We start from the raw sequence: 13,207 nt of genomic DNA, 5'->3' as shown, positions 1-13,207 counted from the left end.
TATACTGATGGTGAAAAAACAATTTGCGGGAGGGATCAATATTGAGAAATATGATGTGGTATGCAGGGATGACACTGATTTTGCTTATTTCCTTAGCTGCTTGTGGAAATGGAGTGGAAGAAAGTTCAATTCAAGGGAATGGAAGTGGTGATGCAGGCAGTGAGGTAACAGAGTCTGATGAGGTTTTGACACCTGAGGAATTTACTCAAATGTATTCTGATCCAAAAGCTTATAAAGGACGGCGGGTTGAATTTTATGCCCAAATCTTTACACCAGTAGAAAGAGATCAGGAGGCCACATATATCCAAGCTTATGCCGACCCTGTCAATTATGATTTAAACACTATTATTATCATTGAAGATCCAGCTATCGACGTGCAGCAAGATGATTACATTTTTGTGTCAGGTGTTGTTTTTGATGAGTTTAGGGGCCAGAATGCCTTTGGTGCAGAATTGACTGCCCCGGCGATAAAAGCGGATGCCATTCATAAATCAAGTTACATTGAAGCCGTATCTCCACCTCTCTTAACAGTTGAAGTTAATGAAGAGCTAGACCAGAGTGGTTTTGTTGTTTTGGTGAACCAGATAGAGTTAGCCGAAAATGAAACAAGGGTATATGTCACCGTCCGAAATGAATCTGAAGCCAATATTAGCGTTTATACATTTAGTTCGAAACTGGTTCAAGACGGAAAGCAATTTGACCATGAGTCCAATTTTCATGCCGATTACCCTGAACTTCAATCGGACCTGTTACCCGGCGTCTCTTCTGAAGGTATTCTAACCTTTCCACCCATCGATCCAGACCGCAAACAGGTGTCTTTCGTGATAGAAGGAAGTTCTGACGATTGGGATATCCGCATCGATCCTTTTCAGTTTGATATCAATTGGGAGTGAAACATGGTTTTAGTTAAATGATATGATATAGTCAAATATTAGGAACATTTTTTCATCTTTCATGTGATTATCAAGAATCAAGACAGCTGTTAGAGGCTCTTTTTAACTTAAGCCAGGCGATTATCAGAACATCAGACGTTTTATTCACTCAGAGCGGCCAAACATTCGCTTCGTTTGAGGAAGAGGTTAAAAACTTCTTAGACGATAACAACTTGAATTATGAACAAAATTATATTGTCGAAACATCAAACAACCGAAAGGACTATGATATTTATCTTTTTTCCCAGCAACAGGCACGGGAAGTCCGTGCCTGCTTTCTTTTCACTGTACCTATTCTATCGCTCAGGCAAGCCCTAAAACATCGTCAGCTGTTCCACTTCACCCAGCCTTAATAAGGCCTGGGGATCATGGTCTCGGAAAAAGGCATGACGGATCTCTTTTTCTTTGGTCATGACCTGCCTGTCTCCAGCAGCTGACGGACGCAACTTCAAACTGTATATGACCGGAAAGTAGTCCCGCAAAAATTTCCCTTCAGCGTGAGCGGTGAGGGCAATCATCTGGAAGCCGAGCTGTTCGGCAATGAAAAAGACCGGGTTTAGGACATGATCGCTTGATGCTTTGCCAAACGGATTGTCCACAATAACCGTCCGGTGCCGTTTGCTGCCTGGCGTTAAGTGCTGCCGCTTTTCGGCCAGGTAGTTTAGAAGGCCAAGAAAGAGGGTCATATTTTTGCTCCATTTCTCACCGCCTGACCATTTGTTGGACTTCTCCCATGAGGTGGGGGCGTTGCTCACTTTGCCATCATTGGAAACTTTGCGGCAGCTCACCTTCATTTCGTTTTGTTTCATGACAATGCGCAATAACTGTTTGGGATGCAGCCATTTAGCGATCTGTTTTTTCACCTTGGCCAGATCTTCTTTCCCCGCCTCGTCTTTAAACTGGTCGCTGTCCAGCTGATTGACAATCCAATCGATGTGTTTGCGCAGTTCCTCTTTGCCCTCCTGCTCATTCCATTCGGGGATTTTGAACAGATAGATCTCTTTCCACTGCTCATCCACTCTGACGCGCGTTTTTTTGGGGATATACCTCAATTCCGCCGCGATGGTTTGCAAATAGGTATGCAAGTGAGTGATAAACTGCTGCACTTGCTGATCATGGCCGCGCATGTCATCTTCGGCCATACGGATAGCGTGCCGGATGCGCTTCTTCATCAGTTGGACCCATTCGGCAATTTCCTCGTAAGTCTCTTTATGCTGAATCCCGTTTAAGGCCATTTCTTTCAGTTTAATATCCCTCAGCTGGTCATGACAAAAATACATAAACCGCTGCCGGGCTTCCCGAACGGACTCTAGGTGTTGTTCCACTGTTTTCTTCAAAACTTCCAGCTGTTCAATCATCTCCTTCACCATATGGTTATGCCGGTAGATCAAAGCGCGCTGCTCCTCTTCGGTCAGGATGGCCGGCTGAATGTCGTCAGCCAAATAATGAAACGCTTCATGTTTTTTGTCCAGCAGCATATAACTATCGTTGATCTGGTTCAACCTGCGTGTCAACGTGTCCCGCTGTTGGACCAGGAAGTTTTTCTCCTTGGCCAGCTGTTCTTGTTCATCTTTCAACTGTTGAGCCACTTGAGCCAGGCTTGCCGAAAAAACCGTGATTTCATCATCCGGATATGTCTTCCGGAAATCATCTTTTCTGATCCGCACTTGTTCTGCTTGCTTAATTTTCGCTGCCTGACTGGCTTCCCATTTTTTCTGGGCTTGATCCCGCTCTTTTTCCAACGTTTTGATTGTCTGCCTCAACCGGTCCATCTCAGCTAAACCATTTGGGGGAAAAGTGAGCCCTTTGTCCATCTCCTCTGTTTCTGTGTATAAATCGTTTAATTCTTTTTGGAGAGTCCTGATTTTTTCAGCTGCCGTTTTCATTTTATAGTCCAGCAAACTGCGGTTTTCTTGTTTTTGATTCAGCCGTCCCAAGAGCGATTCACGCTCCAGTTTCAATGCTTCGTAACTTTCTGTGGTATAGAGTGGTTGTGTATCATCCACATCGGTATAGAAAGGCTGCTTTCTCAAGTCGGCGATATCCCGTTGGGCATGGGCAGCCGCCTGGTGCAATTCCTGGGCCTTCCGTTCACTCTGTTCAACGGTTTGCTTCAGCCTGATTCGTTCACTGTCCAGTATCTTGATCTCTTGTTCCAGGGTACCGGCTTCGGCTTCCAGCCGGGCCACTTCTTTTTTCTTGTGGAAATAATGTTGAGCTGTACTCAGTTTCTGTTCCAAGTGCTGCAATTGTTGCTGTGCTTCACCCATCTGTTTGTGTGTTGCCTGCAGCTCCGCCTCCAATTGTTCCAGATCCCATTCCAGCTGGTTGCGTTGCTGTTCCAGATGCCGGACTTCTTCCTGGATGCTGTCAATCTCTTGCAACAACTGGTGATACTGTTCGTGGGGATAGCGTTCATAAAAACGCTTTAGCGCATGGCGCAGCTGTTCCCATGCCGCGATCTCCTGTTGTTTCTGTTTCCGTTCAGCCACTTGCTGCCGGGCGGATGTTTCCAGTTGTTCCTTCCAGGCCACAAATTGCTGCTGGTTGATGTTTTGTAACCAGGTGCGGGGCAGAACAGGATGTTCTGGCTCCGGCACCTCCTGAAGCATGCTCCGGGCTTCCTCAACGGTCACCACATAGACCGGGTGCGTCATTTTTTCCGCCTGCTGTTCAAAACGGTGCTTCGCTTTTTCATACTCGGCATCCGACACGATCACGGTCAGTGGCCACAGCGGGTGCCTTGCCAACAGCGCTTCTTCTGTGATGTTCATCGTGCCAGCCGCCCGTTGCAGATAGACAGTGCCGGTTTCAAGCACTGTAAATTGGTCCGCCCACTTGTCCACCAGTTCGGCTAACAGCGGATCAGCGGTAAAATGGGATCGCTCCTTGTAATCATCAACAAACCGAAGGGCCAGACGTTCCAGGCGCAGCAACTCTTCCAGTTCCTGCTGCAGATAGACCAGCTTTTCGTCAAGCTGCTTCACAATGGAAGCCTGTCTGAGATAGAGAGACTCATAATGGTGCCATTCCGGCTTCATTTCTTGCACCTTGTGCAGCAAGGTGTCATGTTCAGCCTCAATCGTCTCTTTTTGCTCCGTCAGTTTGGCCAGGCTGGCCCGTCTGGCACTGATCTGGCTGTCTATCGAATGCTGGGCCGTTCGTTTATCCTTCTGTTGCTGCTCTAACTGCTTCAATTTCTCCTTGTCGTTGATGATCGCATGATCAAGCTGGTTGTAAGCCGTCTCCCACTTGGACCATTCCTCTTCGACCGTCTCGGAATCAGGACGGTCCAGAACAGAATGGGCAATCCGGCTTATCTCTTCCCGGGTTTGTTCGATGCGTCCTTCTACTTTAGCCTTTTCTGTCAACCTTTGTTCACGCTGATTTGTAACGGTTTCCAGGGCAGATTTTTGAGCTTCTATTTCATGCTGTTGCTGGTCCAGTTGTCCGAGGATCTGTTGGTAAACTCTCTCCCGCCGCTTTTCTTCCTTGACAAAGTATCCTTTTAAAGCAGCGCTGTTTTTGGCCAGCTGTTCTTGTAACTGGGCTGTCTCTTCATCGGCATCCAACCGGCTCAATTCACGTTCACAATGGGCCAGTTGGGCCTCTTCCTGCTGAATCAATTGCCTGAGCCGGGCAGCTTGCAAGGAATGGTAGCGTTTTGTCTTGAGCCGCAACTCCGTTTCCGCTTGCTCCAATTCCCTCTCTGCCAACAGGCAAGTCTGTTCCAGTTCCTTCAGCTTTTCTTCTAATTGGGCGATCCGGTAGGAGGCCTCCCTTTTTTCCAGAGCCAGCTTTTGTTGTTGCCATTCTTTTTCCCGGCGCTGATTGTGTTCCAGTTCCTGCTCTGCGCGCGCTTTTTCTCCGCCAATCAATTGATGATACGCTTTGGCCCGCTGTTGGGTGTGCAAAAATGACTGCTGGTGACCGAAGAGTTGGGCATACACCCCGGCCAGGCGGCTTATTTCCCGTTCCAGGCGTTCATTCTCTTCGATTTGTTCCCGCAGCCGTTTGTAGGTTTTAAAATGCTCCCGTTGCCGCTCAAATGTTTCGGCAAAATCTTTGCTGCCTTGTCCGGCCAAGGCCTCTTCCACAGTGGGAATCAGCAATTGTTCAAACAGCTGGCTGGTTGTTTTGCAGTTCTCGAAAAAGGCTTCCACATCCCCTTCCGCCCCATTAATGGTGACAATACGCTGCCATTCAGCGGGGATGATTTTAAATTGTTCCTCAAGATAGGCGTGATACTCTTGAATGGTGGCAAAGGTGCGGGCATTGACGGATTGGGCGCTCATCCGCTGGTAATACTCTTGCATTTCCTGGCGGCTGGCCGGTCGTTTTTTGCCGTCGAGCCCTTCTCTGACAAAGGGGATGTGTTCTATGGCATGGGCATCTCCTTCCGCATATTCATAGGCATAGCGATAGGAATCCACACCGTGCGGAGTAAGAAATAAAGTGACAGCGGTTAACGCATAACGGCGGGGCCGGTCATTGAGGATCCATTCGATGGCGATGTGGGCATGGTGACTTTCCAGACTTAACGTGTCTTTAATTTTGCGTTCAGCTAATGATGCGTGCGGCAAAATGGCCTGGATCGCCGTTTGAATAAACACCGTCTTTCCGCCGCCGTTTTCCAAGAGGACCGCTCCGTTATGGCCATCAAAGAGAAACAAGTCATCATTGTACCGTTTGTTTCCGTCTTCATAGACAACGTTTGTAAAGCGGATTTTAGAGATCGCCGGCATTTGTTTCACCCCCGTTGCCCTGTGTGCTGGGCGTCGTGTGTGCTGTTTCTTCACTCGGCTGGTCATGCTGATACATAAACGCCAAAATATCCCGGTTATATTCCAGATCCATATAGTAACGCTGGACAATGGTTTTTGCTTTTTCTGTCAGTTGCAATTCGTTGTTCCCGATATTGACGGCCAGTTCCTGGGCTTCCAAAAAACGGCGCACACTGTCCACAAAACTAAAGCGGCTGATCGTATTGCCGGATTGTTTTTTGGACGTTTCTTTAATATCGTCCATCGCGTCCCACTTGTCGATGACAGCCTGCCAATTGGTGTCGTATTCCTGCTCTTTTTCCCTCAGTGTGGCTCCGTCATGTTCTTTCAGGGCCTGGATACGTTTGTCTATCGCGCTCACCCAGTCAGCCATATGCAAAAAATCTCTGGTCGCTTCCATGGTGGTATAACTGTCGTAAAACTCGCCGAAAAAGACAATAATGGCAAAATACATCATGTACAGATCGGTGTTGGTGGCTTTTGCACCGAGAAAAGTGCGCTTCAAGGTTTCGTTTTTGACATGAAACGGAGACAGTTTCGTCTCCGGAATGAGAAACAGCTTGTCTCCTGCGGTAATCACGACACAATCCACTTTTCTGGCAAATTGGTCCACAAGGCTGCGCACGTGATCATCGGCCAGATATTCCCGCACTTCTTCCGCTCCGCCAACCCCGTTTTGGGCAAGCAAGGCATATATCTCAAATGCTTTCATCACTTGGGCGTGCTCATAGACAACCATTTAGACATCCTCCAGCTTAAAGTGCATATTTTGGATGGTATAGCGGGACACAACGTGCAACACTTCCGCTGCTTCCCGCACCATAATTTTTTTGCCAGGTATCAATGATAAGGCTTTGTCCATCAAACCGCTGCCTGTGTCATCCGCTTGTTTGGCAGACACCGGTGAATACTGGTGCAGATAGAGCCAAAAATCATAGAAGGAACGATGCTGAAGTACATCCTCCTGGTCCGTTTGACGCAGGTGGTCCACCACCTCTTTTAAGGTGATCTCTTCCTGCCCGTCCAGGGCCGTTAAGACAATCTCCATCACTTTGGAAAAGTTCTCCCGCTGGTAAACGTGGTGTTTCTCTTCTTCTTCACCATCCTGCACATCAATGAACCCCGTTTCCATCTCTTCGTCCTGCTCATCATCAAGGCGTTGTTCAGCGAACACTGTCCAAGGGGACCAGGTTCTTTCATGGTGAACAAACAGGAAGGGGGCGGCCAGGCCCTTCAAAGCCTTCACGGGCAAGGGAGACGAAACGGCTCTGGAGACAATTTCCTGGCTGAAGTTGAATGAATCAATGCCCACATAATAGAGCGACTCCTGGGCCGCCTGCAGGGCTGTTGTTTTCAGTTCCACACTTTCTTGCAGCAATTGGCGGTGCTCATGATGCACTTCATCCAACTCACGCGCGATTTGAACAATATATTGATAGGAACGCTGTTCTGTGTCCGCTGCCGCCTCATAATGGAGCCTTTGGCGGGTGGCTTCTACAAATGACCGCAACTCATTAAATTCATCATGTTCCCGTTCCAGACGAAGATACACATCCTCCAGTATCTTTTTGTAGCGGGTATAGGTCTCTTCGGAAACAATATTGCGCTGAATCTCATGCCTCATTTTGACCATGCGCTGGTGCAGGTTCTGCACTTCAACGCGCATCTCGTCGATTTGCCGCAAGGCGTTGGCAAATTCTCCTTTTTCCAGCTGTTTGCGCAGCACAAGCTGGTGAATCGACAACTGAAATTCACTGTAGTACTCTTTGGTGGCGAAGACGAGTTCCAGCCCTTGTTCATCCAGGGTGTAATACTGACTGTTGGTTATAGGATCAAATTGGTCCGCTTTTAAAATGGCATACTGAATGTGCTCCTCTTGCTTTGTTTCCCAGTTAAAAAACGAACGCGCCCGCTTTTTGCCGTGAGGGGGCCTGAAAGTGGTGATAATCTCCCGGGCGATTTTTTCATAGGCAGGAAGGTCGAGGTCGTAGTGGTCGTGTGTTGTGGCATGCAAATATTCGGATAATGCTTTCACTCCCACACGGCGGTTGCGCATCAGCATATTTTCAAAGAAAAAGAGAAGGGTCAGCAAGCCCAGACCAAAATAATCGATAGATTTACCGTTTGCATCTGTTCCTGTCTTGCGGGTTAATTCGAACAACGGATCGAACAGGGCGATGCGGCTGATGCGTTCCCGGTATCCTGCCGTTATACTGGCTAATCTGCCGTCCATGACGCATTCCTCCAGATGTGACGCACTTGGAACGTTGTTAATGCTTCTTGGGGATAGTAACCTCCCTGGGCTAACATCTCCCGCAGATGGTGTTGTTCGGCTTCGGAAAAATAAGCCATAAAAGCAGTCAGAGCTTCGTTCTGTCGGCGTTGGGTCTCTTTGCCTGGGAAAAAGGGTTTCTGTAACAAGGCACGGTAAAACGGGAGGGCCGGCTCAGCCCTTGTTTTTTGATGGAGACGGTACCAGATGCTGATCCCTTCCAGGTCCACATCTCCGAAATAGTACAGCCGGTGGGCTTGTCCTTCCAAATGGAGCTGTGCTTCAAGGTGGATGATGCTGGAGATGATCTTGTTGCCCGCACCGTATATGAGCGAAGTAAAAAATGTGTCACTCAATACAGGTTGCAGCGCCTGATAAGTGGTCTTGTTCTCAACAATGAGGTGAAAATGCGGTTCATGTTGAAATGCGTTGGGATTGACGGCCAGCATCAGCGGATCGGCGACAGGAATAATCTTCAACCGCTCCCACAGTTGAATCCGTTCCAGCACTTCTTTGCCGTTCCCTTCCACGATCCATTTTTCATCACCGACGAGTTCATAGGCCCGTTCAGGTGCAGGAACATCTTCACTCGGCAGCCCGTATGTCTTGAGATAAGCATCAATTTTTTCAATGTAGGGACGGTCCTGTTGCCATACTTCTTCAGGCAGGGACAAATAGGCGCCCAATTTAAGCACCGGGTGGACTGTCAGTTGGAAACGCTGGATTTCATCATGAAGGGTTTGCCAGAGCGCTTTTTTCTTGATACGGTAGGTATATGCCAGTGACGGTGTTTTACCATTTTCTCCGTGGGATTGGACCCTGGCCAGGAAACCCCCTTGCTCAAGAGAATGGACTGCCTCAGCAAACTGGCGATAGGAAACATCGCCCGGAACCCGTGCTTCCAATTCTGACAAAGGAATCATAACTTTTTTATAGTTTTTGATGTACGCTAAAAGTTGTTTCTCTATCTCTTTCACTTTTGACACCTTTCGCTATTTTGGTTTTTCTCCCTGGGAACGGTATAAGGAAAAAACTCCTCATGAACGGATTTTCTAGAGGAGTTAATCTGGCGGTCTAAACGACAAGATGACAGGTCATTCATTTAGGCAGGCTGTTATCTAATTTCCACTTTTCCCCCGGTTTTGGCTGCATCCCATTCCACTTCAATTTCAAATTTGTGTTTAGTTCCTTTTTTTGTATATTCCAGTTCCGTCTTCACCGAATCAGGCAGTTGGACCGGGATTTCCTCTCCATTTTGCACGAGGGTGAACGTGCCTGACGATTTGAGTTTGGCCGCGATGGTCTCTAAAAGATCAGCTAACTGGTGGAGAGATTGATGTTCTTCCGATTTGGCCAGCACTTCCGTTCTGGGCCGGGTAGGCTGAGTCATGATCTTCACACCACCTTTACTTGTGGATTAATCAATGTAGTATAACCAGCTGCCATCTTACAATCCTCTTTTGCGGCAACATGCCACCGGATTGCTCGACATTTTGCTATGGCTTATTATATATTTATAATTTTCGCCATCTCAAGCTCAAATCCTCTTTATCCCAGACGGTAAAAGTGAGAACAGGTTGCTTTTGGCCGTTGACCAGCACATCGAGCATCGTGGGACGGTACACTTGTGCACGCACACCCACCCGTTTGACCCGGTCCAGCAAATGATGATTGTCCTCATGTTTTCTTAACGTCCCATAAACGAAGACAAGCTGCTGCGTGTCCTGCATCCATGCCCACTCCTTTTATTGATCTGCAAATGCTTGATTATGCATTCCCATGCTGGTAAGATAAATTTGTAATTGATTCCAAAAACCTAAGGAGGTCATGCTATGGAAGAGGTTCAACGAGTGGTTGACTTAATCAATGGGTATGTGTGGGGCTGGCCTTTGTTGATCTTGTTAGCTGGAACGGGTATTTATCTGACTTTTCGTTTAAGTTTTCTGCAATTTTCCACTCTTCCTTATGCTCTGAAACTGGCTTTCAGCAGGAAATACCAGGACCAAAAATCTCCCGGTGATATCTCCCACTACCAAGCCTTAACGACGGCTTTGGCAGCCACCATTGGGACCGGTAACATTGCCGGCGTAGCCACAGCCGTTTTTTTGGGTGGTCCCGGAGCCGTGTTTTGGATGTGGTTTGTCGCTTTGTTTGGCATGGCGACGAAATATGCCGAAGCCATTTTGGCCGTGAAGTACCGCGTTCAGGGAGCAAATGGTGAGATGTCTGGCGGTCCCATGTATTACATTGAAAAAGGCCTGGGGTGGAAGTGGTTGGCGGTACTGTTTGCCATTTTTGGCTCCATTGCCGCTTTTGGCATCGGGAATACAGTCCAATCCAATTCAGTGGCCGACGCAGCCCACTCCACTTTCGGGGTACCTCTTTGGGCCACAGGACTTGTCTTAACCGTTTTGACCGCTTTGGTGATCTTGGGCGGCATTAAAAGCATCGGCCGGGTGACAGCCTTTTTTGTGCCGATTATGGCGCTGTTCTACATCACTGGTGGCCTCATCATCATAGTGATGAACATTGATCTTGTTCCTGCCGCCCTTGCGTTAATTTTCACTGATGCCTTTACCGGAGAAGCAGTCGCAGGCGGTGCCATCGGTGCTGTCATCCGTTACGGCGTTGCCCGGGGCATTTTTTCCAATGAAGCGGGCCTTGGTTCTGCTCCAATTGCTGCTGCGGCGGCCAAAACGGATTACCCTGGACGCCAGGCGCTCGTCTCCATGACACAAGTCTTTATTGATACGATTATCGTTTGTTCCGTCACTGGGATTGTTCTGGTCATGGGCGGACTGTATACCGGAGATGTGAGCGGAGCCACGCTGACCTCACTCACGTTTGAAAGCTTTTTGGGCAGTGCCGGTGCCTATATTGTGGCCATTGGTTTAATCTTCTTTGCCTATTCGACCATTTTGGGCTGGTCGTACTATGGCGAGAAATGCTTCGCCTATTTGTTTGGCGACAAGTCTGTCCCGTTTTACCGGGTGGTTTATGTGGCAGCCGTCTTCTTTGGCGCCATCTTAAGTCTTGATCTGGTATGGGGCATTGCAGACATCATGAACGGACTTATGGCCGCCCCAAACCTGATTGGATTGCTGGGCCTTTCCGGCGTTGTGGTTGCCGAGACCAAGCGTTTCTTGCAACAAATGCGTGAAGAACAGAAGCAAGAAAAAATGACCGGCTAGACCAGTCTTTCGCCCCTGTACGCAGGGGCTTTTTATTTTTTGTCATGTTTGGCTTACGAGATGACTTGAGGCTGGTAAATGAAGATCCCGGCAAAAATCCGCTCTTTGACCAGCTACTTAAACAATTTTCTCAGCATCCGGCCAGTTGCCTTTCCTGCCGTCCGCCGGCCGACCCGCTTGGCCATTTTCTTTGGATCACCTGATTTCACGGCTTGAACATCCCCTAAAAATTTGGCAAGGGTGTAGAGAAATGATCTGAAATGACGCAAATTCACCAATTCGTCCCCCCCTCAATTTTTGTTGACTTTTTTATCTATCTTGTTACTTTCAGTCTAACATATGGTTTTGACAACTGTCTGTCAGAGAATAAATGTTCTAATTTTGTCACAATCTTAAGAAAAAAAGTGCTGACGGCAAATATGAAGGTGTGCCAGCACTAATGAAAGTGGTAAATGAATGTTGGATTTGAGTCAATATCCTAGACACAAAAAAGTTAAGTTTTAAGCCGAATGTTTCAAAAGATCTTCCACTTCCTGAGGTGTTCTGTAACCCAGGCGGCTATGGATTCTTTTACGGTTATACCACCCTTCTATACAAGCATTGTCATAAGGACATCCCTTTCGGCTGAATGACTGGATGATGCCCTGAGATTTGACATATTGCTCAAATGCTTCACTCGTATATTGTGTCCCCAAATCCGTGTGCAGAATAAGCCCGCGTTTAGGCTGTTGTGTATGACATGCATTCGCCAACGCTTTGATGACGAGATCAGTCGTCATCGATTTGGCAAAGGAATAGCCAACGATTTTTTGGGTATGTAAATCCATCACAGAAGCCAAGTAACACCATCCATCTTTAAGGGTATGGATGTAGGTGATATCGNATGGAACGAATACCTGACTTCTTCATTAAACGCTGCACTCTCTTTAGGCTGACTTGAAATCCTTCCTGCTTCAACAGATGATGGATTTTGGGAGCGCCATAGCGCTGTTTGCTCTCCTGATGAATGCTGTTAATTCTTTGGGTGATCTCCCGGTTCTCACGTTCGCGGTTTGACTCTTTATGATTCAGTCTTTGATAGTACGTGCTTCGGGGAATCCCCAGCACTTTACACAGGGTATGAACGGGATAATCTGCTTTATGATTGTCAATGAATTCTGCTAACTCAGTATCCTTTACTTTTTGGCGAATATGGCCATAGCCTTTTTTAAGATCTCATTCTCTTGTTGGAGACGGAGCATTTCCTGCTTCATCTCAACCATCTCTTTCTGGGTGATGGACTCATCTCCAGAACCCACTGGAGTAAACTGCTTAATCCATCTGTAAACCGTCACTTCAGATACACCATATTCGCCGGACAGATCTTTAACAGAAGTTCCTGAATGGTAGAGATCCACAATCATTTTTTTAAAGTCGTCATTGAATTTCTTACGGTTCATATTGGACACATCCTCTCCCAATTTTTATTGTAAGGGACTTAACTAAAAATGTGTCCATGAAACTATACTAGCACCAGTCAATCAGTGAGTTGAGGGTGTAGTTTCAATCCCTCATAGTTAAGATCCAAACGCATTTTGCATCTCAAGTTGCCTGTGATACCGTTTGAGGTTTCAATCCCTCATAGTTAAGATCCAAACGACTTTTACCTTTGGAAAAGAAGAAAATCAGCCGTTGCAGTTTCAATCCCTCATAGTTAAGATCCAAACTGCTTCTTTGGCATCGTGCCGCCATTCATCTATCACAGTTTCAATCCCTCATAGTTAAGATCCAAACTTTCGGGAATATTTACGCCCGAACGTCGTTGCTCGGGTTTCAATCCCTCATAGTTAAGATCCAAACTTGTTTTTCTCCAGGTATGCTTGTTCGATCTGTTCCCATGGTTTCAATCCCTCATAGTTAAGATCCTATAAGCCCCCTAATGAATTTGGACAACTAAGGTGTGATCTATTAAACTATTAACTATAAAATTAGGGGGCTGATGAATATGAAACGCCAAAGACATTCTGTTGAATTTAAAATACAAGTTGT

9 protein-coding genes, 1 pseudogene and 1 CRISPR repeat array are annotated in these 13,207 nt (G+C 47.1%); of the genes and pseudogenes, 2 read left to right on the top strand and 8 right to left on the bottom strand.

All coding sequences use genetic code 11. The annotated features are described in order from the left end of the window. The first annotated feature begins 41 nt into the window (after positions 1-41). Positions 42-893 carry a hypothetical protein gene (locus IEW48_RS12835; protein ID WP_007504067.1) on the top strand — a complete coding sequence of 284 codons (852 nt, stop codon included), beginning with the start codon at positions 42-44 and terminating at the stop codon, positions 891-893. Positions 894-1,246: 353 nt separating this feature from the next. On the opposite strand, the gene IEW48_RS12830 is transcribed toward IEW48_RS12835, so the two are convergent. From IEW48_RS12830 to IEW48_RS12805, 6 genes are all read right to left on the bottom strand, one after another. Next, positions 1,247-5,677, bottom strand: a complete 4,431-nt coding sequence (locus tag IEW48_RS12830) for a coiled-coil domain-containing protein (protein ID WP_188624102.1) — start codon at positions 5,675-5,677, stop codon at positions 1,247-1,249. Continuing rightward, positions 5,661-6,455 (bottom strand): DUF6063 family protein, encoded by a 795-nt coding sequence (locus IEW48_RS12825; protein ID WP_188624101.1) that lies wholly within the window; start codon positions 6,453-6,455, stop codon positions 5,661-5,663. Before IEW48_RS12825 ends, IEW48_RS12830 begins: the two co-directional genes overlap by 17 nt. Then, the gene (locus IEW48_RS12820) at positions 6,456-7,949 is read right to left on the bottom strand and encodes a replicative DNA helicase (RefSeq protein ID WP_188624100.1); all 1,494 of its coding nucleotides are present in this window, start codon (positions 7,947-7,949) and stop codon (positions 6,456-6,458) included. It abuts the gene before it with no gap. Continuing rightward, positions 7,934-8,965: a Wadjet anti-phage system protein JetD domain-containing protein gene (locus IEW48_RS12815; protein WP_229704044.1), complete on the bottom strand. Its 1,032-nt coding sequence runs from the start codon at positions 8,963-8,965 to the stop codon at positions 7,934-7,936. Before IEW48_RS12815 ends, IEW48_RS12820 begins: the two co-directional genes overlap by 16 nt. A 137-nt stretch (positions 8,966-9,102) precedes the next feature. Further along, a complete protein-coding gene (locus IEW48_RS12810) occupies positions 9,103-9,378 on the bottom strand; it encodes an amphi-Trp domain-containing protein (RefSeq protein WP_188624099.1) in 276 nt (91 codons plus the stop codon). Positions 9,379-9,502: 124 nt separating this feature from the next. Then, positions 9,503-9,718: a gamma-glutamylcyclotransferase gene (locus tag IEW48_RS12805; protein ID WP_188624098.1), complete on the bottom strand. Its 216-nt coding sequence runs from the start codon at positions 9,716-9,718 to the stop codon at positions 9,503-9,505. A gap of 102 nt (positions 9,719-9,820) precedes the next feature. Here IEW48_RS12805 and IEW48_RS12800 point away from each other — a divergent pair, with 102 nt between their 5' ends. Next, positions 9,821-11,179: an alanine/glycine:cation symporter family protein gene (locus tag IEW48_RS12800; protein WP_188624097.1), complete on the top strand. Its 1,359-nt coding sequence runs from the start codon at positions 9,821-9,823 to the stop codon at positions 11,177-11,179. A gap of 113 nt (positions 11,180-11,292) precedes the next feature. On the opposite strand, the gene IEW48_RS12795 is transcribed toward IEW48_RS12800, so the two are convergent. After that, on the bottom strand, positions 11,293-11,454 hold the full coding sequence (locus IEW48_RS12795; RefSeq protein WP_188624096.1) for a hypothetical protein: 162 nt from the start codon (positions 11,452-11,454) through the stop codon (positions 11,293-11,295). Between the two features lie 225 nt (positions 11,455-11,679). Next, positions 11,680-12,618 (bottom strand): annotated as a pseudogene (locus IEW48_RS12790) (IS3 family transposase). A 100-nt stretch (positions 12,619-12,718) separates the two neighbouring features. Next, a CRISPR array of direct repeats spans positions 12,719-13,088; the repeat unit is 30 nt; unit sequence GTTTCAATCCCTCATAGTTAAGATCCAAAC. Positions 13,089-13,207 lie beyond the last annotated feature (119 nt).

Origin of the sequence: Caldalkalibacillus thermarum, assembly GCF_014644735.1 — a bacterium.
Taxonomy (GTDB): Bacteria; Bacillota; Bacilli; order Caldalkalibacillales; family Caldalkalibacillaceae; genus Caldalkalibacillus; species Caldalkalibacillus thermarum.
Note: the sequence above shows the minus strand (reverse complement) of the source record. Positions and strands in the feature narration are given on the sequence as shown.

Coding starts and splice junctions, on each gene's coding strand:
- IEW48_RS12830 (WP_188624102.1), bottom strand. CDS start 5,677: ATGCCGGCGATCTCTAAAATCCGCTTTACAAACGTTGTCTATGAAGAC.
- IEW48_RS12825 (WP_188624101.1), bottom strand. CDS start 6,455: ATGGTTGTCTATGAGCACGCCCAAGTGATGAAAGCATTTGAGATATAT.
- IEW48_RS12820 (WP_188624100.1), bottom strand. CDS start 7,949: ATGGACGGCAGATTAGCCAGTATAACGGCAGGATACCGGGAACGCATC.
- IEW48_RS12810 (WP_188624099.1), bottom strand. CDS start 9,378: ATGACTCAGCCTACCCGGCCCAGAACGGAAGTGCTGGCCAAATCGGAA.
- IEW48_RS12805 (WP_188624098.1), bottom strand. CDS start 9,718: ATGCAGGACACGCAGCAGCTTGTCTTCGTTTATGGGACGTTAAGAAAA.
- IEW48_RS12800 (WP_188624097.1), top strand. CDS start 9,821: ATGGAAGAGGTTCAACGAGTGGTTGACTTAATCAATGGGTATGTGTGG.